This is a genomic window from Streptomyces sp. NPDC002566, assembly GCF_042889585.1.
In the GTDB taxonomy this organism is placed as follows: domain Bacteria; phylum Actinomycetota; class Actinomycetes; order Streptomycetales; family Streptomycetaceae; genus Streptomyces.
In genome coordinates, this window is sequence record NZ_JBIARD010000008.1 from 274,308 (window position 1) to 299,795 (window position 25,488).

Consider the following 25,488-nt stretch of genomic DNA (forward strand, 5'->3'; position numbering starts at 1 on the left):
CGCGGGCTCCCCGGAGCCCCGGCCGACAAAACTACGCGTCCGAGGAGCCAACCTTCACCGCGGAGACGGAAATCACCCGCCGGGAGTCGACAAATCGCCAAACCGGCGTCAGTTGCCCGACCCGCCCGCGCCGCCGCCGGAGCCTCCCGTGCCGCCGCCCGAGCCGGAGTCCCCGCCGAGGTCGCCGATCCACTTGGTGGCCTGCTCGAACCAGTCGCCGAGCTGCGTCCAGTAGCCCTTTCCGGTGCCGATCCAGCTCTGGAGCGGGCTGAGTTCCCAGATCAGCCATCCGGCGACGACCAGGATGACGATCGTGAACAGGCAGCCCTTCAGGCAGCCGAGCCCGGGGATCCTCATCGGGTTGGCGCTGCGCTGCCGGGGCTGGCGCGGCTGCGGAGGTTCCGGCGCGGGGCGGCGCTGGGGCTGCTGCGGCTGGGGTGTCGCGTACCGCTGGGGCTGTTGCTGCTGCGGGGCGTACTGCTGCTGCGGCTGCGGGTGGCCGTAGCCGCCCTGCTGGCGGCGCTGCTGCTGCGGTTGCTGCTGCTGGCGCGGAGGCTGCTGCTGCTGGCGGGCGACCTGGCGCTGGGGGCGGCGGCGCAGCGGGTCCTCGTCGGGGTCGACGTAGTGGATCTGCGTCTGTTCGTTGCGGTCGCGGGCGGCGCGCAGCTGGTTCTGCCAGGGGTGCGGCTGCTCGGGCTGCTGACCCTGCTGCCCGGGCTGGTGCGGCGGGACCGGCGGCAGCACGGCGGTCGGATCGGCCGCGCCCCCAGGACCGCTCGGGCCGCCCGGTCCCGCGGTGTGGGGCAGGACGGCGGTGGGGTCGGCGGCGCCGGGCGGGTTCCCGGGGCCGGAGGTGTGCGGGAGCACGCTGGTCGCGGCGTTCGGGTCGTACGCGCCGGCGGGAGCGCCCGGGGGCGTGCCGGGGACGGTCGCGGGCGCCGGGTCGGGCGCGAGCACATGGCCGACGCCGTCGGCGGCGGCGATCTGCATGGAGTTGGCGTGCACGCCGACGCCCTCGGCGACGATGCGCAGCCCGCGCGCGAGGTTCTGGGCGCTGGGCCGGTCCTCGGGGTTCTTGCGCAGACAGCGCTCGATGACCGTCCACAGCGGGTCGGGGACGGTGGAGGGGCGGCGCGGTTCGGCGCTCAGGTGCTGGTGGAGGACTTCCAGGGCGGAGCCGCCGGAGAACGGCGGGCGGCCGGTGACCAGTTCGTACAGCAGGATGCCGGCGCCGTAGACGTCGACGGCGGAGGTCTGCGGGCGGCCCTCGGCGGACTCCGGCGCGACGTAGGCGGGCGTGCCGACGAACTCGCTGGTGCGGGTCAGGCCCGGGGAGTCGGCGAGGCGGGCGATGCCGAAGTCGGTGAGCATGGGGTGCATCTCGCCGCCGGTCTGGGCGAGCAGCACGTTGGCGGGCTTCAGGTCGCGGTGGACGACGCCGTCGGAGTGGCTGGCGGCGAGCGCGTCGGCGATCTGGGCGGTGAGCAGGGCCGCGGCGACGGGGCTGAAGGGGCCGTTCTCGCGCAGGTAGCGGTGCAGGTCGGGGCCGTCGACGAGGTCCATGACCAGCGCCAGCAGATCGCCCTCGACGACCAGGTCGCGGACCCGGACGATGTTCGGGTGCGTCAGGCGCAGCAGGACGGAACGCTCCCGCAGGAAGCGCATCACGACGTCGGGGTCGCTCGCGAGCTCCTCCTTGAGGACCTTGATCGCGACGGTCTCCCCGGGCTGACCGGGCACGGCCGCCTCGGCGCCGGCGGTCTCGCGCTGGCGGGCCCGCCAGACGGTGCCCGTGGCGCCGCGTCCGAGCGGCTCCTCAAGGAGGTACTTGCTCCCTACCGGACGCACGTCATGCGCTCCCTGCTGCTTGCTCGGCTGCCTGCTCGGCCGCTTGTCTGATCTGGTCGTCTGCCGGTCCTGCGAGGTCCGCAGCCCTGGAGGTCCGGATTCCGACCCACTGTAGTGCCGCCGCGCCGCCACGGGGCTGTCCTCCGGCTGTGGGCCTTCGCATAGGTGTTTCGAAGGAACACGGGAGAAAGACGCTCCCTTTGGTTCCTTGGTTGCCGAAGACGGGCGTGACCGATCTCAAGCGGTCGTGGAACGGTCGTCGCCGCGGCGTCTGTCAGGCACTTTTGCGGGCAGAGCCGACCAATCAAGATCACTTGCCGCTCGGAGGCGGGCGCGTTGTCGGCGACAGGTGCGAGGATGCCTGGAGTACTGGCCTGTGTGCTCGTGTAGGGGTGGGGGGAAGTCCGCGCCCGCGCAGAAGGGACCGCTGACGGCGATGCAGATCCGGCTGACCGTCGTAGACCCGACATGCCCGCCCTCGCCCACGCCCGACTCCGCTCGCGCGGGGGGATCGACGGCGCGCGGCCGCAGCGCGAGCTGTGACGTGCTGGTGACCGCCCCCGCGGGCACCGCGCTGGCCGCGGTGGCTTCCGCGCTGGCCGCGGCGGTCACCGGGGAGAGCGGCGCCGCGCCCTCCGGGGGAGCGCAGCCCGTGCTGTACGCGGGCGCGGAGCGGCTCGACGCGCAGCGCTGCACGCTGGGCGAGCCGCCGCTGACCGACGGCGCGGTGCTGGCCGTGGGCGCACCGGCCGACCCCGAGCCGCATCCGGAGGTGGAGGACGCACCGGCCCGGCTGGACGTGGTCGCCGGCCCGGACGCGGGCGGGGTCCATCTGCTGCACGGCGGTCAGATCCGCGTGGGCCGCTCGGCCGACGCGGACGTCCCGATCGACGACCCGGACGTCTCCCGGCTGCACTGCGCGGTGACGCTGTCGCCCGACGGCCGGGTCATGGTCGCCGACCTCGGCTCCACCAACGGCACCACCCTGGACGGCGGCCCGGTCCGGGGCCACCCGGTCCGCCTGTCGCCGGGGGCCCTCCTCAGGGTCGGCGAGTCCGCCCTGCGGCTGGCTCCGCCCGGGGGCCCGGGGGCGCGGGTGCCGACGACGCCGGACGGCGAGGGGCACGTACGCGTGACGTACGGCGACACCCCGGGCGGGGAGCCCGACCGAGCCGCTCGACCGCACGGCGGGAGTCGCTTCGGTGCGGCGGAGGGCGAGCCGGACGGGCCGCACGCGCGCGTGACGCAGTACGCCGGCGAGGCCGCCGACGGGCCCGCGCACGTGAGCGAGCGGGGAGCCGACCGCACGAGGGCCGACGGCGCCCCCTCGGGGCCGACCGGGCACGCCTACGGCACGGTCGACTGGAGCGGCTCGCCGGCAGGCCCGGACGGGCGGCGGACTCCGCGCCCGGGGGGCACGCCCCTGGTGCCGGGCCAGGGCGGGGCGCCGCGCATCGAGAGCCACGCCGGGTCGCTCCCGCCGGGGGCGCCGGGGGGCGGCGCCGCCTCCGCGCCCTTCGGGGACCGCTCCCCTGTCGGTGAGACGCACGCCGGCCGGTCCGGCCTCGGGTCCTTCACCACCGGCGCGTCGGGGCGCGACGGGCACGCACCCCGCACGCCCGCGCCCCCTGCCCACCCCCGCACGCCCGCCGAGGACGGCGGCGCCCCGTACGCGCCCCCCTCCGCGGCCCACCCCGGCGACGAGACCGGCCCCCAGCCCGCCTCCCGCCGCAAGGGCACGCCCCTGCGCGGCACCGAGATACCTCCGGGCGTCCGCCGTCGAGGAGGTCTCTCCGCGTGGGCGCGGAGGCTGACCGGCGGACGCGGCGAGGCCCAGGAGGACGCCGCGGCAGCACAGCCGGACGAGGCCGATCCCGCGGTCGCCGTCCCGGCAGCTCCCGCCGTCCTCGCCCCGTACCCCGTGCCGGACACCTGGCCGGACCCGGCCGCGCTGCTGCTGACGGCGCTCGGCCCCGGCCCCCGCCTCTGGGAGCGCGGTCCAGGTCACCCCGAGGCGCTCGCGGTGCGGCTCGGCACGGCGGACCGGACGGCGCCCGACGGCTCGGGCCTGCTGCCCGCCGTCCCCGTCACGGCGGGACTGCGCGAGGTCGGCGCACTGGGCCTGGCGGGGCCGCGCCCGCGGCTGGCCGGGCTGGCGCGCGCGGTGCTGGCCCAGCTCGCCGCGCTGCACTCCCCGGACACCCTGGAGATCGTGCTGATCAGCACGGACCGGGCCCGCTCGGACGAGGAACGCGCCGCCGAGTGGTCGTGGCTGGGCTGGCTCCCGCATCTGCGCCCGGGTCACGGCCAGGACTGCCGGCTCCTGCTGGCCTACGACCGCGAGCAGGCCGCGGCCCGCGTCGACGAGCTGATGCGCCGCCTGGAGGACCACCTCGCGGACGCCAGGACCACCGCCCCCACGCCCGTCCCCGCGCCCCGCGGCGCGGCCCACCGGCCCTCCTGGGCGGCGGCGGACGACGGCCCTGAGGGCTTCCCCGGCCCGTACACGGTCGTGGTCGTGGACGGCGACCCCGGCGGCACGGATCTGCGCGAGGCGACGGCCCGGCTGGCCTCGGCCGGCCCCCGCGCCGGGATACACGTCGTCTGCCTGGCGGAGACGCCCTCCGCCTCCCCCGCCTCCCCGGTGGCGAAGACGTACGAGGCGGCCTGCGCGACGGCGCCCACGTTCCGCGCCTGCGGGGCGGTCGCGCTGCTCAGCGGTGACGTGGCCACGGCGCTGCGGCTGCTGCGGGTCGCGCCGTCCGGGACGGCGGGACCGGGGTCCGCGGGGCCGGACGGGGAGCGGCCCGGACCGGTCGGCCACGGCACCGTCGGCACGGTGGACGCCGTCTCGGCCGCCTGGGCCGAACGCTTCGCGCGGGCGCTCGCCCCGCTGCGCCCCGACGGCGCCGGCGGCGAGCGGCACACGCGTGTGTCCGCGCCGCTGCCCCCCTCGGCGCGGCTCCTGGACGAGCTGGGCCTCGCCCGGGCGACCCCGGCGTCCCTGATGGCGCGGTGGGCGGACGCGGCCGACGACGCCGGGGCGCTCGGCGGCCGGGCGTGCGCGGTCCTCGGGGCGGGCCCGCGCGGCCCGGTCCCGGCCGACCTCGCCGCCGACGGCCCGCACCTGCTGATCGAGGGCCCGCCCGGCAGCGGCCGTACGGAACTGCTGCGGGCGGTCGTGGCCTCGCTGGCCGCCGCCGAGCGCCCCGACCGGCTGGGGATCGTCCTGATCGACGGCCGGGACACCGCGGGCAAGAGCGGCGGGGGCCCGGGCGACGGTCTGCGCGTGTGCACCGACGTGCCGCATGTGACGACTCATCTCACCGCCAACGACCCGGTCCGCATGCGGGAGTTCGCGCAGTCGCTGAGCGCTGAGCTGAAGCGGCGGGCGGAGCTGGTGGGCCGCGCGGACTTCGCGGAGTGGCACCGGCACCGCGCGCTGTCGGGCCGTATCGGCCCGCAGCGGGGGCCGAGCGGTCACGGCGGCGGACAACCGGGCGGTCACGGCGGCGGACAGCCGGGCGGCCAGGAGGGCGGGGCCGCCGACCTGGACGGCCCGCCCAGCTCGACGCTGCGGCTGCGCCCCGGAGCGGCGGCCCGGCAGCGCACCGAGGCGCCCCCGCCGCTGCCCCGGCTGGTGGTCGTCGTCGACGACCTGGACGCGCTGGTCTCCCCCGCCCTCGGCTCACCCGGACGGCCCGCCGCCGGCTCGGTGATGCGCGCGCTGGAGGCGGTGGCCCGCGAGGGCGAGCGGCTCGGGGTGCACCTGGTGGCGGCCGCCGGCCCCGGGGGCCGTACGGCGGAGTCGGAGCCGGCCCGGCAGGCGACGCTGCGGATCGTCCTCGACCCGCCGGGATCGGGCGCGGACGGGCCGGTGCCGGGCCGCGGCCGGGTGCGGACCGCCGACGGCCGGCTCACCCCGTTCCAGGCCGGCCGTGTCACCGGCCGCATCCCGCGCACGGCGACCCTGCGCCCCACGGTGGTCCCCCTGGAGTGGCAGCGCATGGGCGACCCCCCGGCCCGCCGCCCCGTGCGGGAGCTGGGCAACGGCCCCACCGACCTCGCCCTCCTGGCGAGCGCCCTGGAACGGGCGGCCCGTGAGGTCTCGGCGGCGCAGGTCCCGTCCCTCCTGTGACGAGGGGCCGCGCAGCCCAGGGCCTGTCACCTGTTCGGTCGTGGCGAGCTCGTCCGGCGCTCGGCGACGGGGGCGGCGGGCGCACCCCGTCACGACGCGGTCACAATCGGCCGCTTGACAGCGCAGGCGCTCTTGCCGACCCCCGGTGCCCGGCGTAGACCAGTGGCACGGGACAGCGCTCGAACGTTCGACGAGGACGAAGAACGGGGCAGTGATGCGCAGGAGCGACACCATCCGGACACCGAGGACCGTGAAGACGGCCGCCGCGATCCTCGCGGGAGCGCTCGCGCTCTCGCTCACCGCGTGCGGCGGGGACGACGACAAGAGCGGCGGGAGCGAGAGCAGCCCGGCGAAGGACCCGGGCAGCACCGTGACCCTCCCCAAGCTGAACGGCACGACGCTCGAGGTCGCCGCCGTGTGGACCGGCGCCGAACAGGCCAACTTCAAGAAGGTGCTGGCGGAGTTCGAGAAGCGGACGGGCGCCAAGGTGACGTTCGTGCCCGCTCAGGACCCGATCATCAACTTCCTGGGCTCGAAGGTCGCGGGCGGGCAGCCCCCGGACGTCGCGCTGCTTCCGCAGCCGGGCGCGATCAAGCAGGCCGTGGAGAAGAAGTGGGCGAAGCCGCTGGGCGCGGCGGCCCTGAAGGAGCTCCAGAAGAACTACTCGCAGGGCTGGCAGGACATCGGCAAGATCGACGGCCGGCAGTACGGCGTGTACTACAAGGCCGCCAACAAGTCGCTGTTCTGGTACAACGCGAAGGTCTTCGAGAACGCGGGGGCCGCCGAGCCCAAGACGTGGGACGAGCTGCTCACCACCGCGCAGACGGTCTACGACTCCGGTGTCACGCCGTTCTCGGTGGGCGGCGCCGACGGCTGGACCCTGACCGACTGGTTCGAGAACGTGTACCTCTCCCAGGCGGGCCCCGAGAAGTACGACCAGCTGGCGAAGCACCAGATCAAGTGGACGGACCCGTCCGTGAAGGACGCGCTGACCGCGCTGGCGCAGGTCTGGGGCAAGAAGGACTACGTCGCGGGCGGCGCGGCAGGAGCGCTGCAGACGGACTTCCCGGCCTCGGTGACGCAGACCTTCACCGGCGGCGACCAGCCGAAGGCCGCCATGGTCTACGAGGGCGACTTCGCGCAGGTGAACATCGACCAGGCGGGCGTCAAGGTCGGCACGGGCGCGAAGGTGTTCCCGTTCCCCAAGGCCGGCGACACCGCACCCGTGGTGTCCGGCGGTGACGCGGCGGTGATCCTGAAGGACTCCGGGGGCGCGCAGGCGCTGGCGACCTTCCTCGCCTCCCCCGACGCGGCGGCCATCCAGGCCAAGCTGGGCGGCTACCTCTCGCCGAACAAGAACCTCGACCCTTCCGTCTACCCGAACGACGTGCAGCGCAAGATCGCAGAGTCGCTGATCGCGGCCGGCGACGACTTCCGCTTCGACATGTCCGACCAGGCCCCGCAGGCCTTCGGCGGCACGCCCGGCAAGGGCGAGTGGAAGGCGCTGCAGGACTTCCTGAAGAACCCGTCGGACGTCGCGGGCACCCAGCGGAGGCTGGAGGCCGACGCGGCGGCCGCGTACGGCGGCTGAGGCGATGGCGTCCGCCACGGCGGCGAGGGACGGCTCGTCCCCCGCCGCTCACGGGTCGCGGGGGAGCGTGACCGGCACGCGCTGGACCGTGGCAGCGCTGTTCCTGCTGCCCGCCCTGGTGCTGCTGGGCGCGCTCGTGGTCTACCCGATCGGGTACTCGCTCGTGCGCAGTCTCTACGACCAGTCCGGTGACGGGTTCGCCGGACTCGACAACTACCGAACGCTGTTCACGGACGACGGCATCCGCACCGCGCTCAAGAACAACGTGATCTGGGTGGTGTTCGCGCCGACGGTCGCGACCGCGCTGGGTCTGGTCTTCGCGGTGCTGACCGAACGGGTGCGCTGGGGAACGGCGTTCAAGCTGGTCGTCTTCATGCCGATGGCGATCTCGATGCTCGCCGCCGGCATCATCTTCCGGCTGGTCTACGACCAGGACCCGGACAAGGGCGTGGCGAACGCGGTGTGGGTGGGCGTGCACGACACGTTCGCGCAGTCGTCGGCGTTCCCCAAGGCGCACCCGGGGCGGAACTCGCCGCTGGAGCCGGTGAAGGGCGGCGGATTCGTCACCAGGGCGCCCGTCCGCATGGGCGACTCGGTGGCGCTGCCCCTGGTGGGCGTCGCGCCCGACCTGATGCCCGACGACGCGAAGCGGGCCGTCCTGCCGGCGGGAAAGCTGGGCGAGGTCACCGGCTCGACCTGGCAGGACTTCACCCGCGGCGAGGGCGTCGGCAGGCCGGGGCAGCCGGACGCCTCCGAGCTGGGCTATCCGGGGATGCGGATCGAGGCGGTCAAGGACGGCAAGGTGGTCGCCTCCACAACGGCCGCGGCGGACGGCAGCTTCACCCTGCCCGCGGCGGCCGACGGGGCGCTGCTGCGGCTGCCCGCGAGCAACTTCCAGGAGGCGTACAACGGCGTGGACTGGCTCGGCCCGTCGCTGGTCACGCCGGCGATCATCGGCTCGTACATCTGGATGTGGGCGGGCTTCGCGATGGTGCTGATCGCGGCCGGGCTGGCGAGCGTGCCCCGGGAGCTGATGGAGGCGGCGCGGGTCGACGGGGCGAACGAGTGGCAGGTGTTCCGCAGGATCACCGTGCCGCTGCTGGCGCCGGTCCTCGCGGTGGTCGCCGTCACCTTGATGATCAATGTGCTGAAGGTGTTCGACCTGGTCTTCATCATCGCCCCCGGCTCCTCACAGGACGACGCGAACGTGCTCGCCCTGGAGCTGTACCGCAAGGGCTTCTCCGAGGACCAGCCGGGCGTGGCCAGCGCGATCGCGGTGTTCCTGCTGCTGCTGGTGATCCCGGTGATGTGGTTCAACGTGCGTCGGCTGCGGCGGGAGGTCAGGCGATGATCGTGCACCCGTCTCTCTGCTGGGGGCCCGGGGGTCGCCCCCCGGATGAAGGCAGTAACGTGCGTCGGCTGCGGCGGGAGGTCAGGCGATGACCGTGCACCTGTCCCTCTGCTGGGGGCCCGGGGGTCGCCCCCCGGATGAAGGCAGTAACGTGCGTCGGCTGCGGCGGGAGGTGCGGCGATGATCGTCGACATCGAGACCGGGGGGACGACGGACGCGCGAGCCCGGCGGTCGTTCGCCTCGCGGGTCGTCGAGAGGCTCAACGGCGGCCTGGTCCGCGTCTTCCTCGTCCTCGTAGGCCTGTTCTGGCTGGTGCCGACCATCGGGCTGCTGATCTCCTCGCTGCGCACCCCGGAGGACATGGGCGCGAGCGGCTGGTGGAAGGTGTTCGCGGAGCCGTCCCGGCTGACCTTCGACAGCTACAGGCGGCTGCTGGAGAACGACGACATCACCGGCTCCCTCGTCAACACGGCCCTGATCACGGTCCCGGCGACGATCCTGGTGGTGGTCGTCGGCTCGCTCGCCGGATACGCGTTCGCCTGGATGGAGTTCCCCGGGCGCGACTGGTGGTTCCTGGGCGTGGTCGGCCTGTTGGTGGTGCCCGTGCAGGTGGCGCTGCTCCCGATCGCCGAACTGTTCGGCAGCATCGGCCTGTTCGGTTCCGTCCTCGGGGTGATCCTGTTCCATGTGGGCTTCGGTCTGCCGTTCGCGGTGTTCCTGCTGCGGAACTTCTTCGCGGAGATCCCCCGTGAGCTGCTGGAGGCGGCCCGCCTCGACGGCGCGGGCGAACTGCGCCTGTTCGCAAGGGTCGTGATGCCGCTGGGCGGTCCGGCCATCGCCAGCCTGGGCATCTTCCAGTTCCTGTGGGTGTGGAACGACATGCTGGTCGCGCTGGTGTTCACCGACGCGGACAGCCAGCCGATCACGGTCGCCCTGCAGACGCAGGTACGGCAGTTCGGCAACAACATCGACGTGCTGGCGCCCGGCGCGTTCATCTCGATGGTGATCCCGCTGGCCGTGTTCTTCGCGTTCCAGCGGCAGTTCGTGTCCGGCGTGATGGCCGGCGCGGTCAAGTAAGCGGTCAAGTGGGCGGCGACGCAAGGGGGGTGGGCAAGGGGGCGGACAGGGTGGCGGCCCAGGGGGTGAGCCGTCAACAGGACGCCCCCGCCGTTCACCCGGTGTCCCCCGGATGCAGTAGGCGAACGTAACCAAGTCACTCCATCGGCCGTTCCCGGGCAAGGCCCTGTCTTCTGCCCGCGCCGACCCATGGATGTCTTTTGCCCAGGTTCAGTGTCACCGTCCCCGCGTCGGAGGTTCGGGGGTACCCGCGGCCCGAACGCTCCGGCTCCGTGCCGCCCCGGGTCCGTGTGCGCCCGCGCCGGCGGCGGGCCCACGGCCTCGGCTCCCCCGTCGCCCGGCCTCAGCACGGTATGCCGGGCGCGCCCGTCCCGCCCCGGGCCCGGCGGCGGCACACCGTCATCCGGCTGAGGACGCACCGCGCCCGCCGGGCGCTGCGGGCGGCGGCCCGCACAGCCCGCCACCGACTGCGGATCCGGATCCGGATCCGGTTACGGCCGTCCGCTTCCGTCGGCCATTCGGCACCCCTCCCGTGCACGCGGACGTCTTCCGGCCGGCACGAGCCGCCCCGCCGGGGCCGTGCCCGGCGCCTCCGACTCGGCGTGGAGCGGGTCCCGCAGCGCCCGTCCACCGGCCTCGCGGTCACGGCCCGCGTCCGGCGTCCCGCCGCGCCGCCGGGGACCGAGCCGCGCCCGCCGCTCGCCGCCGAGCCGCGATCCGCCGGCACCGCCGTCACCGTGCGCCTCTGACGCCGTTTGCCCTTCCGGGAGCCCCTCCGACGCCCACGGCTCGTCGCGGCCCGCGCGGACCGGGTACCGGCGACCACCGACAGAGAAAGAGCAGAATGCCCCGCTTCAGCATCATCGTCCCGTCCCACGGGGTCGTGGGCCGGCTGTCCCAGGCGCTGGACTCCGTCCTCGCCCAGTCCTTCGGCGACTTCGAGCTGATCCCGGTCTGCGACGCACCGGACGCCCCGGCCGCGGCCGTCGCCGCCGGGTACGCGGAGCGGGACTCCCGGGTGACGGCGGTGCACTCCCCGCCGTCGGCGGGACTCGCCGGGGCGCGCAACACCGGGATGCGGGCGGCGACCGGCGCCTATCTGCTGTTCCTCGACGGCGACGACTCCCTCGCCCCGGGCGCGCTGACCGCCCTGGACGCCCGTCTGACGCGGACGGGCGACGTCGACGTCCTGTACGCCGAGCACGAGCGGACCCCCTGGTGGGAGGGCGAGCCGGCCAACCCGGCGGCGGCGCTGCTGGCGCGGGCCCCCAAGGGCGCCTTCGCCCCCGGCGAAGCCCCCCGGGTGACCGGCGTGGAACTGCCCGTGTGGGCCACCGCCTACCGGCGCGACTTCCTCACCGAGCACGAACTCGTTTTCCCCGAAGGCCACTTCACGGACCTCGGCTTCGGAGGGCTGGTCACCGTGCGGGCGGAGCGCATCGCGGTCCTGCGCTCGGTCGTCGTGCGGCACCATGTGCGCCGGCAGGGCAGCCGGATCAACCTGCCGGGCACGCACCACGCCGAACTCCTCGACCAGGTCGACCTGGTGCTGCGGACGGCCGCCGAACAGGGGCTCTCGAAGCGGCGGTCGGGACCGCTGTTCGAGCAGCTCTTCGCGCTCGTGCTGAGGACGGCCGCGCATCCGGCGCGGCTCCCGGGAGCGAGCCGCAGGGCGTTCTTCCGCCGGGCCGGCCGGCTGCACCGCCGGCACCGGCCGGACGGCTTCCGCACGCCCGGCGGCAGCGTGGGCGTGCAGCACCGGCTGCTCGCGGCGGGCGCGTACACCGCGTTCCGCGCGCTGCGCGGCGCCAACCAGCAAGCCTCTGCCGCCGCCCAGCGCCTCCCCCGCCCCGCCGGCCTGCGCACCCGGCTGTACTACCGGCGTCAGCTGCGCCGACCTCTCGACCCCGACCTGGCTGTGTACTGCGCCTATTGGGGCCGTGGCTACGCCTGCAGCCCGGCCGCGATCCACGCCAAGGCCGCCGAACTCGCCCCGCACATCCGGCAGGTGTTCCTCGTCGAACCCGACCAGGTGCACGCCATGCCCGCCGGGGTCGAGTACGCCGTCCTCGGCAGCCGCCGCGCCTGGCAGGTCCTGGCCCGTGCCAAGTACCTCGTCAACAACGCCAACTTCGCCGAGGGCGTCGTCAAACGCCCGGGCAGCGTGCACGTGCAGACCCAGCACGGCACCCCGCTGAAGAAGATGGGCGTCGACCAGTCGACGTACCCGGTGGTCGCGGCCGCGACCGGCAGCTTCACCAAACTCCTGGGCCGGGTGGACCGCTGGGACTACAACCTCTCCTCCAACACCCACTCCACCCAGATGTGGGAGCGCGCCTTCCCCGGCTCCTACGAGCAGCTGGAGTACGGCTATCCGCGCAACGACGTCTTCTGCACGGCGACCGCGGACGACGTCACCCGGATCCGGCGCGAGCTGGGCGTCCCCGAGGGCAGGACGGCCGTCCTGTACGCGCCGACCCACCGCGACTACGAGAGCGGCTTCGGCGCCGGCCTGGACCTGGAGGCGTTCTGCGAGGCCGCCGGCGACGACGTCGTCGTCCTGCTGCGCGCCCACTACTTCTACGACCGGGGCACCCGCGCGGGCACCGGCCGGGTCATCGACGTCACCGGGCACCGCTCCACCGAGGAGGTCTGCCTGGCCGCCGACGTCCTGGTCACCGACTACTCGTCGATCATGTTCGACTACGCCAACCTGGACCGCCCGATCGTCGTGTACGCCGACGACTGGGAGGTCTACACCGAGACCCGGGGCGTGTACTTCGACCTGATGGCTCAGCCGCCGGGGGCGGTCGCCCGTACGCCCGAGGAACTGGCGCGCCTCTTCAGGGACGGCTCCTACGCGTCGGCCTCGGCCCAGGCCCTCAGGGACGCGTTCCGGTCCCGTTTCTGCCAGTTCGACGACGGCCGGGCCGCCGAGCGCGTGGTGCGGCGGGTGCTGCTCGGCGAACCCCCGGAGGCGATCCCGCCCGTGCGCCCCCTCGCCGAGCGCACCCCGGCCCCCGCCGCCCGCACCTTCGTAAGGAGCTGACCCCAGCAGTGCCTCGCTTCAGCATCATCGTCCCCTGTTTCAAGGTGCAGGGCTTCCTGCGCGAGTGCCTCGACTCGGTCCTGGAGCAGTCGTACCGCGACATCGAGGTGATCGCCGTCGACGACCGCTCACCCGACGGCTGCGGCGCGATCCTCGACGAGTACGCGGCCCGCGACGACCGCGTGCGGGTCCTGCACCTGCCGGAGAACGTCGGCCTCGGCCGCGCCCGCAACGCCGGTCTGCCGCACGCGAGCGGCGACTACCTGTTCTTCCTCGACAGCGACGACACCCTGACCGAGGGCGCGCTGCACGCGATGGCCGACCGGCTCGACGAGAGCGGCGACCCCGACGTGCTCGTCTTCGACTACGCGCGCACGTACTGGTGGGGCGGCACCCGCCGCAACGCCCTCGCGCACATCCTCGCCGAGTGCGGGGACGGCGTGTTCACCGCGGCGCAGCGCCCCGAGATCCTCGACCTGCTGATGGTCGTGTGGAACAAGGTGTACCGGCGCGGCTTCGTCGAGGAGTACGGCTTCCGCTTCCCGCCCGGCTACTACGAGGACACCCCCTGGACGTTCCCGGTCATGCTCAGCGCCGGGCGCGTCGCAGCCCTGGACCGGATCTGCCTGAACTACCGCCAGCGCCGGCAGGGCAACATCCTGTCCACCACCAGCCGCAAGCACTTCGACATCCACGACCAGTACGAGCGGGTGTTCGCGTTCGTCGACTCCCGCCCCGAGCTGGCGTCCTGGCGGCCCTATCTGCACCGCAAGATGGGCGAGCACTGTCTGGACATCCTCGCCAAGCCGGACCGGCTGCCGCCGTCGGACAAGGCCGAGTTCTTCCGCCGCACCGCCGAGCTGTTCGCCCGCCACCAGCCGCCCGGCGAGCCGACGCCCGCCGAGCTGCGGGTGCTGCGGCAGCCCTACGCCGTCTACCGGGTCCGGCGGCAGACCGGCCGGGCGGGCCGTGAGCTGGCCCGGCGGGGGGCGTCGGCGCGCAGGGCGGCCGCGGGCCGCGCCCGCCGAGGGCTGACGGCCGCCGGGCCGCGCCGGGCGCCGGACCGCGAACTCGTCGTGTACTCGGCGTTCTCGCACCGCGGCGTGCTCGGCGACCCCGCCGCCGTCTACCGCGCGGCCCGCGAGATCGCCCCCGCGCTGCGCGGGGTGTGGGTCGTGCGCGACGAGGAGACCGCGGCGCTGCTCCCCGAGGACGTCGAGCACGTGCTGCTGGACTCCCCCGACTACCGGCGGGTGACCGCGCGGGCCGGCTGGTTCGTCAACAACGTCAACTGGCCCGGCACGCTGGTCAAGCGGCCCGGCAGCGTCCATATCCACACCCACCAGGGCACCCCGCTGAAGTACATGGCGGCCGACCTGCTGACCAAGCCCGGCGCCCGGCACGGGGTGGACGTGCCGCAGATGCTGCGCCGCGCCGACCGCTGGGACTACAGCCTGGTCGCCAACCCGCACTCCGAGCTGGTGTGGGAGCGGGCCTATCCGTGCCACTTCACGTCGGTGCGGACCGGCAGCCCCCGCAACGACGTGCTGGTGAACGCCGGTCCGGCGGACGGGGCGGCGGTGCGCGCCCGGCTAGGGATCCCCGCCGGTCACACCGTCGTGCTGTACGCGCCGACCCGCCGCGAGTACCGGCGCGGCGGGCATGTGGACCGGATCGACCTGGCCCGGTTCGCCGCCGACCTCGGCGAGGGCCACACCCTCGTGGTGCGGCTGCACCCGTCCCTGGCGACCGGTCCGGCGCGCGGCCTGGGGCTCAGCGATCTGCACCGGCGCGGGATCCTGGTCGACGCGACGGACGAGCCGCACGTCGAGGACGTCATGCTCGCCGCCGACGTGCTGGTCACCGACTACTCGGCCCTGATGTTCGACTACGCCAACCTGGACCGGCCGATCGTCGTCCACGCCGACGACTGGGACGTCTACAAGGCGAGCCGGGGCGCCTACTTCGACATCACCGCCGACGCGCCCGGCCATGTCTCGCGCAGCTACCGGGAGCTGACCTGGCTGTTCTCCTCGGGCGGCTGGCGGGACGAGGAGTCGGCGCGGCTGCGGGCGGGCTTCCGGGAGCGGTTCTGCGTGTGGGAGGACGGCCGGGCCGCCGAGCGGGTCGTACGGACGCTGCTGCTGGGCGAGCCGCTGCCGGAGCAGGCCCCGACGGCGGTTCTCCCGCCGATCTCGCCGTCCTCCCCGGCCTCGCCGGCCGACGACGAGGGCGTGCTGGCGCCGATGTGAGCCGGGGCCGGCCGGGGCGGCGGTGCGGGCCGAAGGCGGCGGTCGCCAGGCCCGGCCGGGGGCGGCGGTCGGCCGTTGTGGGGCCGGGTCCTCTTCAGGACTACTCGATGACGAGCTCGACCTCGATGTTGCCGCGGGTGGCGTTGGAGTAGGGGCAGACCTGGTGGGCCTGCTCGACCAGCTTGCGGCCGGTGGCCTCGTCGAGGGAGTCCGGCAGCTCGACGCGGAGGGCGACCTTGAGGCCGAAGCCCTCGCCCTGCTTGCCGATGCCGACCTCGGCGGTCACGGCGGCCTCGCTGACGTCGACCTTCGCCTGACGGCCGACCAGGCCGAGGGCGCTGCCGAAACAGGCGGCGTAACCGGCGGCGAAGAGCTGCTCGGGGTTGGTGCCCTGACCGTTGCCGCCCAGCTCCACCGGCATGGCCAGCGCGAGGTCGATCTTGCCGTCGGAGCTGACGGCGCGGCCCTCACGGCCGTGGGTGGCGGTGGCGACAGCGGTGTACAGCGCGTCCATGGATGAACCATCCCTCTCGGAAGTCCTGCGTGGTCAGGGGCGGCCGGCCCTTTCGCCGGGGCGTCCGGGGGGCCTGACGACGACAAGTAGAGCACACAATTAAGTTGCGCACAACTTAATTGCTGGCCCGAGTTACGCTGGAGGCATGACCCCGATGTCCCCCCGCTCCGCCGCACCCGCCTCCCCAGCTCCGGGCGCCGCCGCCGAAGCCCCGGAAGCCGTCGAGGCCGGGGCCGCCGACGCCACGGAAGCCGCGGAGAGCGCGGTCACCGAGGCGAACTGGCTCCGGCTGGACCGCCAGATCTGCTTCTCCCTGCACGCCGCGTCACGCGCCTTCAACGGCGTCTACCGCGTGATCCTCAAGGACCTCGGGCTGACCTACCCGCAGTACCTGGTGATGCTGGTCCTGTGGGAGGAGGGCGCGCTGCCCGTCAAGAAGCTCGGCGCGCATCTGCGCCTCGACTCCGGCACGCTGTCGCCGCTGCTCAAGCGCCTGGAGGCGGCCGGCCTCGTCCACCGCGAGCGCAGCGCGCGTGACGAGCGCTCGGTCGAGGTCCGCCTGACGCGTGAGGGCACGGAGCTGCGCGAGCGGGCGCTGCGGGTGCCGCGCCGGATCGTGAGCGCGACGGGGTTCGAACTGGAGGAGATCCGCGAACTGAAGGAGCGCCTGGACGTGCTCACCGCCGCACTGGACTCGGCGGCCGCCCAGGAGGACCCGGACGCCGGCGAGCAGGCGGACACCGTACGTACCGACTGACGCGCACAGAGTTATCCACAGGCTCTGCGGAAGCGTGCGCCGCCTGATTCACTAGGTTTCGGGCGCACCGGGCGTCCATGAGGGGGATGTGACGACATGACCTGGTTGATCACAGGCGGGGCCGGATACATCGGGGCGCACGTGGTGCGGGCGATGACCGGGGCGGGCGAGCGGGCGGTGGTGTACGACGACCTGTCCACCGGGATCGCCGAACGGGTGCCGCGAGGGGTGCCGCTGGTGGCGGGCTCCACACTGGACGGCCCGCTGCTGGAGCGCACGCTCGCCGAGCACGAGGTGACCGGTGTCGTGCATCTGGCGGCGAAGAAGCAGGTCGGGGAATCGGTGGACCGGCCCCTGCACTACTACCGGGAGAACGTGGAGGGCTTGAGGGTCCTCCTGGACGCGGTCACCGCCGCCGGGGTCCCCTCGTTCGTGTTCTCCTCCTCGGCCGCCGTCTACGGCATGCCGGACGTGGACCTCGTCACGGAGGAGACGCCGTGCGCGCCGATCTCGCCCTACGGCGAGACGAAGCTGGCGGGCGAGTGGCTGGTCCGCGCGACCGGCCGGGCCACGGGGCTGTCCACCGCGTCGCTGCGCTACTTCAACGTGGCCGGCGCGGCGAGCCCGGAGCTCGCGGACGCCGGCGTCTTCAACCTGGTGCCCATGGTGTTCGAACGCCTCACGGAGAACGCCGCGCCGCGCATCTTCGGCGACGACTACCCGACGCCGGACGGCACCTGCGTCCGGGACTACATCCACGTCGTCGACCTGGCGGAGGCCCATGTCGCCGCCGCCCGCGCCCTTCAGGCCTCCCCGGGGCACACCCTGACCCTCAACATCGGCCGCGGCGAGGGCGTCTCCGTCCGGGAGATGATCGACCGGATCAACGCCGTGACCGGCTACGACCGCCCGCCGACGGTCGACCCGCGCAGACCGGGGGACCCGGCCCGTGTGGTGGCCTCCGCCGACCGCATCGAGACCCTCCTCGGCTGGAAGGCCGCGCACGACGTCCAGGACATGATCGTCTCCGCCTGGGAGGGCTGGGTGCACCTCCACCCGGAGGCGGCCCGTTCCTGAACGGCCGGCACAGCTCAGCCGCGCTTCGGGACCGCCGCGGGGTCACAGGGCCTTGATCGCCTCCGCGGTCGCCCGGGTCAGGGCCGCGAGGTAGTCCTTGGGGAGTTTCGGGCTGCGGATGACCACGGAGCGCCAGTAGAGCGGGCCGGAGATCAGGTCCAGGGCCAGCTCCGCGTCGGCCTCCCGGCGCACCTCGCCGCGCTCGGTCGCCGCCGCGACGATCTTCAGGGCGACGCCCTCCTGCCCGTCGCGCAGGGCCTTCTGGAGGGCTTCGGCGATCTCCGGGTTGCGGGCCGCTTCGGCCTGGAGGTCCGGGATGATCTGCGAGGCCACCGGGTGCCGCAGCGCCCGTGACGTGACCTCGTACAGCATTCTCAGGTCGCCCTCCAGGCTGCCCGTGCACGGCGCGGGCAGGCCCTGCACGGCGATGGCCGAGACGATGTCCAGGACCAGGTGCAGCTTGGAGCGCCAGCGCCGGTAGACGGCGGTCTTCCCCACCCCGGCGCGTCGGGCGATGCCCTCGATGGACATCCGGGCGTAGCCGACGGTCGCGAGCTCCTCGAACACGGCGGCCCGGATGGCCTCCGTGACGTCCTCGCGCAGCACGGCCGCTCCGGCGGGGGCCCGGCGGCGCGGACGCGTCGAGGGCTCGTCGGCGTTCGTCGTCATGCCGACCAGCATAGGCCGTCACGACGATACGGTTGCGTTCCGACGTCGACTCGCCTTACGCTCGCGTTGCGACGATACGGTGCCGTCCCGACGTAAGAGGACGGCAAGGAACGCGTGAGGAACGCCGCCCGCCCGTGCGCGCCGCCCCGAGGCGTCACCCTCCCCCCGAGTGAAAGCAGCGGATGTGAGTCAGGTCCTCCACACACCGCCCCCGACGCGGCCCGACCCCCACGAAGACCTGGCGGCGCTCGCCGCCCGCCACGGCCTCTCGGTCAGCGGCGCCCGCCCTTCACTGCCCGCCTATGTGCGCCAGTTGTGGGCGCGCCGCCACTTCATCGGCGCGTTCGCCACCGCCAAGCTCACCGCCCAGTACAGCCAGGCGAAGCTGGGCCAGCTCTGGCAGGTGATGACCCCGCTGCTCAACGCGGCGGTGTACTTCTTCATCTTCGGCGTGCTGCTGGGCACCAAGCAGGGCGTGCCGGACTACGTCCCGTTCCTGGTCACGGGCGTGTTCGTGTGGACGTTCACGCAGAGCTCGATCATGGCGGGCACCCGCGCCGTCTCCGGCAACCTCGGCCTGGTGCGGGCCCTGCACTTCCCGCGGGCCGCGCTGCCCATCTCGTTCTGCCTCCAGCAGCTCCAGCAGCTGCTGTTCTCCATGGGCGCGCTGGTCGTGATCCTGCTCTGCTTCGGCGTGCCGGTCTCCGCGTCCTGGCTGCTGGCCGTCCCGGTGCTGCTGCTGCAGTTCACCTTCAACGCCGGCGTCTCGATGGTCATGGCCCGGCTCGGCGCGAAGACCCCGGACATCGCCCAGCTGATGCCGTTCGTCCTGCGCACCTGGATGTACGTCTCGGGCGTGATGTGGAGCATCGACAAGCTGGCCGGCGCCCACCACGGCCTGCCGTCCTGGGTCGCCCCCGTCCTCCAGGCCAACCCCGCCGCCGTCTACATCGACCTGATGCGCTTCGCCCTGATCGACTCCTTCCACGCCGGTCAGCTGCCGCACCACGTGTGGCTGATCGCGACGGGCTGGGCGCTGCTCGCCGGAGTCGGCGGGTTCATCTACTTCTGGAAGGCTGAGGAGACGTACGGCCGTGGCTGACAACACCACCCCCGACACCGGCCGCGCCGGCGGCGAGCGGATCCCCACCGTCGTCGTCGACGGCGTCGACATCGTCTACCGCGTCAACGGCACCGGTGCCGGCCGGGGCTCCGCGACCGCCGCCCTGCACCGCATCCTGCGCCGCGGGAAGGCCGAGAAGGCGGCCGGCGTGCGCAAGGTGCACGCCGTGAAGAACGTGTCGTTCGTCGCCTACCGGGGCGAGGCGATCGGCCTCATCGGCACCAACGGATCCGGCAAGTCGACCCTGCTCAAGGCGGTCGCCGGCCTGCTCCCGGTGGAGAACGGCAAGATCCACACCGACGGCCAGCCCTCCCTGCTCGGCGTCAACGCGGCGCTGATGAACGACCTGACCGGCGAACGCAACGTCCACCTCGGCGGGCTCGCCATGGGCATGTCCCGCGAGCAGGTCAAGGAGCGCTACCAGGACATCGTCGACTTCTCCGGGATCAACGACAAGGGCGACTTCATCACCCTGCCGATGCGGACCTACTCCTCCGGCATGGCCGCCCGGCTGCGGTTCTCCATCGCCGCCGCCAAGGACCACGACGTCCTGCTGATCGACGAGGCGCTCGCCACCGGCGACCGCTCCTTCCAGAAGCGCTCCGAGGAACGCATCCGCGAACTGCGCAAGCACGCCGGCACGGTCTTCCTGGTCAGCCACAGCAACAAGTCCATCCGCGACACCTGCGACCGCGTGCTGTGGCTGGAGCGGGGCGAACTGCGCATGGACGGGCCCACCGAGGAGGTCCTCCAGGCCTACGAGGCGTTCACCGGCGGCCCCGACAAGAACAAGACCAAGCCTGCGGCGCCCAAGGCCGCCTGAGCACCCTCACGCCCCCGGCGACGACAGGGCGCCCCGAGCCGTCACGGCCCGGGGCGCCCTGTCGTCGGACGTCCTCGCCCACCCGCTACGAGTGCGTGCGCAGCAGCGTGCGCATCGTCCGCATCGCCACCGACAGGTTCGCCAGGTCGAAGGAGTCCGACCCCTGGATCTCCTCCAGCGTGGTGCGCGCCCGGCCCAGGATCGCCTGGTTGCGCTGCTCCCACGCCGTGAAGCGCTGCTCGGGCGTCGAGGTGCCGTTGCCGACGGCCAGGACGTCCGCGGTCAGCGCCGCGTGGGCCGCGTACAGGTCCTCACGGATGGAGGCGCGGGCCATGGACTGCCAGCGGTCGGCGCGCGGCAGCTCGATGATCCGGTCCATCAGCTGCGTGATCCGCAGCCGGTCGGCGAGGTCGTAGTACACCTCGGCGACGTCCAGCGGGTCCTTGCCCATCCGGTCGGCCACCGACACGATGTCCAGCGCCGGGAACGCCGAGGAGAACCCGGCGACCCGGGTGGCGAGCTCGTCGGGCACACCGGCCCCGGTCAGCTCGTCGTAGATCATCTGCCACCACTCGAGGTCCGCGCCGCGCAGCAGCTTCGTCAGCTGCGCCCACACCTGCTCGACGCGCTCGGCGAAGAACTCGACCGTCTCGGCGAGCTGCAGCGGCTGCGGCCGGTTGTTCAGCAGCCAGCGCGTACCGCGCTCCACCAGCCGGCGCGAGTGCAGCCGGATCCGGGTCTGCACCTCCGCCTCGACCTGGTTGTCGAGCGCCTCGACCGCGTCCCACACCGGCGCCGAACGGAAGATCGCCCGGGCCGCGGTCTGCGCCCGCACGATCTCCTCCAGCGACGCCCCGGTCTCCTCCCGCAGCCGGTGCAGATAGGTCGTGCCGCCGGTGTTGACGGTGTCGTTGACCAGCACCGTCGTGGTGATCTCACGGCGCAGCGGGTGGTGCTCGATCTGCTCGGCGAACTCCTCGCGCAGCGCCGTCGGGAAGTACGCGTACAGCAGGGAGTGCAGGTAGGGGTCGTCGGGCAGCGAGGTGTGCAGCAGCTCGTCCGACACCGTGATCTTGGTGTACGCCATCAGCACGGCCGTCTCCGGGCTGCTGAGGCCCTGCCCCGCGCCGAGCCGCTCGCGGATCTGCCGGTCGGTGGGCAGGAACTCCAGCGCGCGGTCCAGGTGGCCCTCGCGCACCAGGTGGCGCAGGAAGCGCTGCTGGGCGTGGAGCATGTCCTTGGACTGGGCGAGGGCGTTGGCGATCGCCGTGTTCTGCGCGTAGTTGTTGCGCAGCACGAGCGCGCCGACCTCGTCGGTCATCTCGGCGAGCAGCTTGTTGCGCTGCTTGACCGTCATGTCGCCCTCGGCGACCAGCCCGTTCAGCAGGATCTTGATGTTCACCTCGTGGTCGGAGGTGTCCACGCCCGCGCTGTTGTCGATGGCGTCCGTGTTGATCTTGCCGCCGGTGCGGGCGAACTCGATCCGGCCCAGCTGGGTCAGGCCCAGGTTGCCGCCCTCGCCGACGACCTTGACGCGCAGGTCCTGCCCGTCGACGCGGATCGGGTCGTTGGCCTTGTCGCCGACGTCCGCGTTGGACTCCGTGGAGGCCTTCACGTAGGTGCCGATGCCGCCGTTCCACAGCAGGTCCACCGGCGCGCTGAGGATCGCCTTCATCAGGTCGGCCGGGGTCATCTTGGTGACGCCGGCCTCGATGCCGAGGGCCTCGCGGATGTGACTGCCCACCGGGATCGCCTTCGCCGTGCGGGGGAAGACGCCGCCGCCGGCGGAGATGAGGGAGGTGTCGTAGTCGGCCCAGCTGGAACGGGGCAGCTCGAACAGGCGGCGCCGCTCGGCGTAGGAGGTCGCCGCGTCCGGGTTCGGGTCGATGAAGATGTGCCGGTGGTCGAAGGCGGCGACCAGGCGGATGTGCTCGCTCAGCAGCATGCCGTTGCCGAACACGTCACCGGACATGTCGCCGATGCCGACGACCGTGAAGTCCTCGACCTGCGTGTTCACGCCCAGCTCGCGGAAGTGCCGCTTCACCGACTCCCAGGCGCCGCGCGCGGTGATGCCCATCGCCTTGTGGTCGTAGCCGGCGGAGCCGCCGGAGGCGAAGGCGTCGCCCAGCCAGAAGTCGTAGCTGCCGGCGACGTCGTTGGCGATGTCGGAGAACGTCGCCGTGCCCTTGTCGGCGGCGACCACCAGATAGGTGTCGTCCTCGTCGTGCCGGACGACGTCCGCCGGGGGCACGACCTCGCCGGCGACCATGTTGTCGGTGATGTCCAGCAGCGCCGAGATGAACGTGCGGTAGCTGGCGACGCCCTCCGCCAGCCACGCGTCACGGTCCACGGCCGGGTCGGGCAGCTGCTTGGCGACGAAGCCGCCCTTGGCGCCCACCGGCACGATGACCGTGTTCTTCACCATCTGCGCCTTGACCAGGCCGAGGATCTCCGTGCGGAAGTCCTCACGCCGGTCGGACCAGCGCAGACCGCCGCGCGCGACCTTGCCGAACCTCAGGTGCACGCCCTCCACCCGAGGCGAGTACACCCAGATCTCGAACGCGGGGCGCGGCGCGGGCAGGTCGGGGATGGCCTGCGGGTCGAACTTCATCGACACGTAGTCGTGCGGGGCGCCGCTCGCCGACTTCTGGAAGAAGTTGGTGCGCAGCGTCGCCTTGATGACGGTGAGGAAGGACCGCAGGATGCGGTCCTCGTCGAGGGACGCCACCTGGTCCAGGGCCGCGTCCAGCTCCTCGAGGAGCGCGTCGACGATCTCCATCCCGGCGCGCTGCCGGTCCGGCGACATCCGCGCCTCGAACAGCGACACCAGCAGCCGCGTGGTGTGGACGTTCGTGCGGAGGGTGTCCTCCATGTAGTCCTGGCTGAACGTGGAACCGGCCTGCCGCAGGTACTTGGCGTACGCGCGCAGCACCATCGCCTGCCGCCACGTCAGACCCGCGCCCAGCACCAGCGCGTTGAAGCCGTCGTTCTCCGCCTGACCGGTCCAGGTCGCCGAGAACGCCTCCTGGAACCGCTCGCGGGCGTCGTCACCGAGGTGGTCGCCGGCGCCGCCGCGCAGCGAGGTCGGGATGCGCAGGCCGAAGTCGTAGATCCAGGCGACGCTGCGGTCCGTGCAGCGCAGCTCGTAGGGCCGCTCGTCGACGACCTCGACGCCGAGCCGGTTCAGCACCGGCAGCACCGCCGACAGCGAGATCGCGTCGCCCTTGCGGTAGATCTTGAAGCGGCGCTCGTCGGGGGCCGCGCCGACCGGCTCGTACAGGCTGAGCGAGAAGTTGCGCTCCTCGGTGAGCCGTTCGATGTGGACGAGGTCGGACACCGCGGAGCGCGGGGTGTGGTCGGCCTTGTAGCCCTCGGGGAAGGCGTTGTTGTAGCGGCGCAGCAGCTCCGCCGCCCGCTCCTCGCCGAGTTCGGCGGTGAGCGCCTCGGAGAACGCGTCGGCCCACGACCGGGCCGCCTCCACCAGGCGGGCCTCGATGCGCTCCTTGTCGGAGTCGGACAGCTGCGGCAGTTCGGTGCCCGGCGGGACGCGGACGACGAAGTGCAGCCGGGACAGGATCGACTCGGTGTTCCAGGCGGTGAAGTCGACGCTGATGCCGCCCAGTTCCTCCTTGAGGATGTCGATGATCCGCAGCCGCACGCCGGTGGTGTAGCGGTCGCGGGGCAGGTAGACCAGCGCCGAGTAGTAGCGCCCGTACTCGTCCTGCCGCAGGTACAGCCGCAGCCGCCGGCGCTCCTGCAGGTACAGCACGGACGTCACGATCGAGCGCAGCTCGTCGACCGGGGTCTGGAACAGCTCGTCGCGCGGGTACGTCTCCAGGATCTGGAGCAGGTCGCGTCCGTCGTGGCTGTCGGGCGAGAAGCCGGCGCCCTCCAGTACGGCGTCCACCTTGCGCCGGATCACCGGGACCCGCAGCACGGACTCGGTGTAGGCGGCGGAGGAGAACAGTCCGAGGAACCGCCGCTCGCCGACCACGTTGCCGTCGGCGTCGAACTTCTTCACGCCGACGTAGTCCAGGTACGACGGCCGGTGCACGGTGGACCGGCTGTTGGCCTTGGTCAGCACCAGCAGCTTGTGCTCGCGCGCCTTGGCGCGGGCGTCGGCCGGGAGCCGCTCGAAGGACGGGCTGACGGGGTGGGCGTCGCCGTCGGCGTGGTGCGGGTCGGCCCGCAGGATGCCCAGGCCGGTGCCGGGCACCGCCGCCAGGGAGTCGTCCTCCCGCAGCTGGTACTCCCGGTAGCCGAGGAAGGTGAAGTGGTCGTCGGCGAGCCAGCGCAGCAGCTCGCGGGCCTCCTCCACCTCGGGCCCGGGCAGGTCGCCGGGGACGGGCTCCTCGTCGAGCCCGCCGGCGATGCGCAGCGCGGCCTCACGCATCTTCCCCCAGTCCTCGACGGCCTCGCGGGCGTCGGACAGGACGCGCAGCAGGTCGGCGGTGATCTGCTTGAGGTCGGCGCGGTCGGTCTCGCGGTCCGTCTCGACGTGGATCCACGACTCGACGTGCGCGTCGTGCGGCAGGTCGCGGGACGAGGGCGCGACGGCGAGCACCTCGATGAGCTTGCCGGTGACGTCCCGGCGGACCACGACCTGGGGGTGGATGACGAGGTGGATGCCGCGGCCCTGGCGGGTCAGCTCGTTGGTGACCGAGTCGACGAGGAAGGGCATGTCGTCGGTGACGACCTCGACGACGGAGTGGCTGCAGGTCCAGCCGTTCTCCTCGACGGTGGGGGTGTGGACGCGCACGTTCGCCGTGCCCTGCGGCCGGTTCTCCGCGAGCCGGTAGTGGGAGAACGCGGCACCGAAGACGTCGACCGGGTCGCGGTACGTGAGGTCCTCGGGGGCGGTGTGCAGGTAGTAGCGCTGGAGGAACGAGAGCACGGATTCGTGGTCAGGGGCGCCCGGGGTTCCCTCAGTGCCCTCGCCCGTCGTCCCGGTCGGTAGGTGCGCCCCGACCGGGCTGTTCTCAGCGACCCGGGCCGCCCTCTCGAGCAGCTCGGCCTTGGCTTCGTCCAGCTTGGTCTGCATTGTCCTCTGGCTCCTGTCGCGCGCCGTTGCGTGACGTAGAAGGAAGTACGGTCTCTTTCCGTGCAGCGTGACGCCACGACGCGGGGTGTCCGGTCTGCTCCGACGCTATGCCGCAGGGTGAGATGAGCGGGGGGATATCGGCCATACTCGGTGCTCCCTGCGGGTGTGACGCTGCTCT

14 protein-coding genes and 1 pseudogene are annotated in these 25,488 nt (G+C 73.2%); 10 read left to right on the forward strand and 5 right to left on the reverse strand.

The genetic code is table 11. The annotated features are described in order from the left end of the window. Positions 1-108: 108 nt before the first annotated feature. Entirely contained in the window at positions 109-1,848 is a 1,740-nt protein-coding gene (locus ACFYXA_RS30170; protein WP_389038794.1) for a serine/threonine-protein kinase, read from the reverse strand. Between the two features lie 436 nt (positions 1,849-2,284). On the opposite strand from ACFYXA_RS30170, the gene ACFYXA_RS30175 reads away from it, so the two are divergent. The 6 genes from ACFYXA_RS30175 (at position 2,285) to ACFYXA_RS30200 (ending at position 15,306) form a co-directional block, all read left to right on the forward strand. After that, complete coding sequence (locus tag ACFYXA_RS30175) at positions 2,285-5,986, forward strand: FHA domain-containing protein (protein WP_389038797.1); 3,702 nt, start codon at positions 2,285-2,287, stop codon at positions 5,984-5,986. Between the two features lie 214 nt (positions 5,987-6,200). Further along, positions 6,201-7,577, forward strand: coding sequence for an ABC transporter substrate-binding protein (locus tag ACFYXA_RS30180; RefSeq protein WP_389038801.1), 1,377 nt, complete (start codon positions 6,201-6,203; stop codon positions 7,575-7,577). Between the two features lie 67 nt (positions 7,578-7,644). After that, the gene (locus tag ACFYXA_RS30185) at positions 7,645-8,928 is read left to right on the forward strand and encodes a carbohydrate ABC transporter permease (RefSeq protein WP_389038804.1); all 1,284 of its coding nucleotides are present in this window, start codon (positions 7,645-7,647) and stop codon (positions 8,926-8,928) included. A gap of 180 nt (positions 8,929-9,108) precedes the next feature. Then, entirely contained in the window at positions 9,109-10,005 is an 897-nt protein-coding gene (locus ACFYXA_RS30190) for a carbohydrate ABC transporter permease (RefSeq protein ID WP_352252133.1), read from the forward strand. A gap of 844 nt (positions 10,006-10,849) precedes the next feature. After that, on the forward strand, positions 10,850-13,054 hold the full coding sequence (locus ACFYXA_RS30195; protein ID WP_389038809.1) for a CDP-glycerol glycerophosphotransferase family protein: 2,205 nt from the start codon (positions 10,850-10,852) through the stop codon (positions 13,052-13,054). Between the two features lie 8 nt (positions 13,055-13,062). Next, positions 13,063-15,306, forward strand: a complete 2,244-nt coding sequence (locus tag ACFYXA_RS30200) for a CDP-glycerol glycerophosphotransferase family protein (RefSeq protein ID WP_389038813.1) — start codon at positions 13,063-13,065, stop codon at positions 15,304-15,306. A gap of 100 nt (positions 15,307-15,406) precedes the next feature. Here ACFYXA_RS30200 and ACFYXA_RS30205 read toward each other — a convergent pair whose 3' ends face one another. After that, positions 15,407-15,820, reverse strand: coding sequence for an organic hydroperoxide resistance protein (locus tag ACFYXA_RS30205; protein ID WP_130436506.1), 414 nt, complete (start codon positions 15,818-15,820; stop codon positions 15,407-15,409). Positions 15,821-15,965: 145 nt separating this feature from the next. Between ACFYXA_RS30205 and ACFYXA_RS30210 the strand changes: the two genes are divergently transcribed. Then, positions 15,966-16,577 carry a MarR family winged helix-turn-helix transcriptional regulator gene (locus tag ACFYXA_RS30210; RefSeq protein WP_389038816.1) on the forward strand — a complete coding sequence of 204 codons (612 nt, stop codon included), beginning with the start codon at positions 15,966-15,968 and terminating at the stop codon, positions 16,575-16,577. Positions 16,578-16,673: 96 nt separating this feature from the next. Next, a complete protein-coding gene (gene galE / locus ACFYXA_RS30215; RefSeq protein WP_352252142.1) occupies positions 16,674-17,654 on the forward strand; it encodes a UDP-glucose 4-epimerase GalE in 981 nt (326 codons plus the stop codon). A 42-nt stretch (positions 17,655-17,696) separates the two neighbouring features. Here the strand turns inward: galE and ACFYXA_RS30220 are convergent, their stop codons facing one another. Next, complete coding sequence (locus ACFYXA_RS30220) at positions 17,697-18,323, reverse strand: TetR/AcrR family transcriptional regulator (RefSeq protein ID WP_130436504.1); 627 nt, start codon at positions 18,321-18,323, stop codon at positions 17,697-17,699. 184 nt (positions 18,324-18,507) lie between these two features. On the opposite strand from ACFYXA_RS30220, the gene ACFYXA_RS30225 reads away from it, so the two are divergent. Together ACFYXA_RS30225 and ACFYXA_RS30230 are read left to right on the forward strand one after the other, a co-directional pair. Continuing rightward, positions 18,508-19,425: an ABC transporter permease gene (locus tag ACFYXA_RS30225; protein ID WP_389038821.1), complete on the forward strand. Its 918-nt coding sequence runs from the start codon at positions 18,508-18,510 to the stop codon at positions 19,423-19,425. Beyond that, positions 19,418-20,269: an ABC transporter ATP-binding protein gene (locus ACFYXA_RS30230; protein WP_389038824.1), complete on the forward strand. Its 852-nt coding sequence runs from the start codon at positions 19,418-19,420 to the stop codon at positions 20,267-20,269. The genes ACFYXA_RS30225 and ACFYXA_RS30230 overlap by 8 nt, the downstream gene beginning before the upstream one ends. A gap of 85 nt (positions 20,270-20,354) precedes the next feature. Here the strand turns inward: ACFYXA_RS30230 and ACFYXA_RS30235 are convergent, their stop codons facing one another. Together ACFYXA_RS30235 and ACFYXA_RS30240 are read right to left on the reverse strand one after the other, a co-directional pair. Beyond that, on the reverse strand, positions 20,355-21,356 hold the full coding sequence (locus ACFYXA_RS30235; protein WP_389038912.1) for a hypothetical protein: 1,002 nt from the start codon (positions 21,354-21,356) through the stop codon (positions 20,355-20,357). 228 nt (positions 21,357-21,584) lie between these two features. Further along, a pseudogene (locus ACFYXA_RS30240) lies at positions 21,585-25,310 on the reverse strand (NAD-glutamate dehydrogenase); the annotation flags it as partial. Positions 25,311-25,488 lie beyond the last annotated feature (178 nt).

Bases quoted from the DNA above. Each gene is read 5' to 3' on its own strand.
- galE (WP_352252142.1), top strand. From the start codon at position 16,674: ATGACCTGGTTGATCACAGGCGGGGCCGGATACATCGGGGCGCACGTG.
- ACFYXA_RS30235 (WP_389038912.1), bottom strand. From the start codon at position 21,356: ATGGCGTACACCAAGATCACGGTGTCGGACGAGCTGCTGCACACCTCG.
- ACFYXA_RS30210 (WP_389038816.1), top strand. From the start codon at position 15,966: ATGACCCCGATGTCCCCCCGCTCCGCCGCACCCGCCTCCCCAGCTCCG.
- ACFYXA_RS30190 (WP_352252133.1), top strand. From the start codon at position 9,109: ATGATCGTCGACATCGAGACCGGGGGGACGACGGACGCGCGAGCCCGG.
- ACFYXA_RS30175 (WP_389038797.1), top strand. From the start codon at position 2,285: ATGCAGATCCGGCTGACCGTCGTAGACCCGACATGCCCGCCCTCGCCC.
- ACFYXA_RS30195 (WP_389038809.1), top strand. From the start codon at position 10,850: ATGCCCCGCTTCAGCATCATCGTCCCGTCCCACGGGGTCGTGGGCCGG.
- ACFYXA_RS30220 (WP_130436504.1), bottom strand. From the start codon at position 18,323: ATGACGACGAACGCCGACGAGCCCTCGACGCGTCCGCGCCGCCGGGCC.
- ACFYXA_RS30205 (WP_130436506.1), bottom strand. From the start codon at position 15,820: ATGGACGCGCTGTACACCGCTGTCGCCACCGCCACCCACGGCCGTGAG.
- ACFYXA_RS30180 (WP_389038801.1), top strand. From the start codon at position 6,201: ATGCGCAGGAGCGACACCATCCGGACACCGAGGACCGTGAAGACGGCC.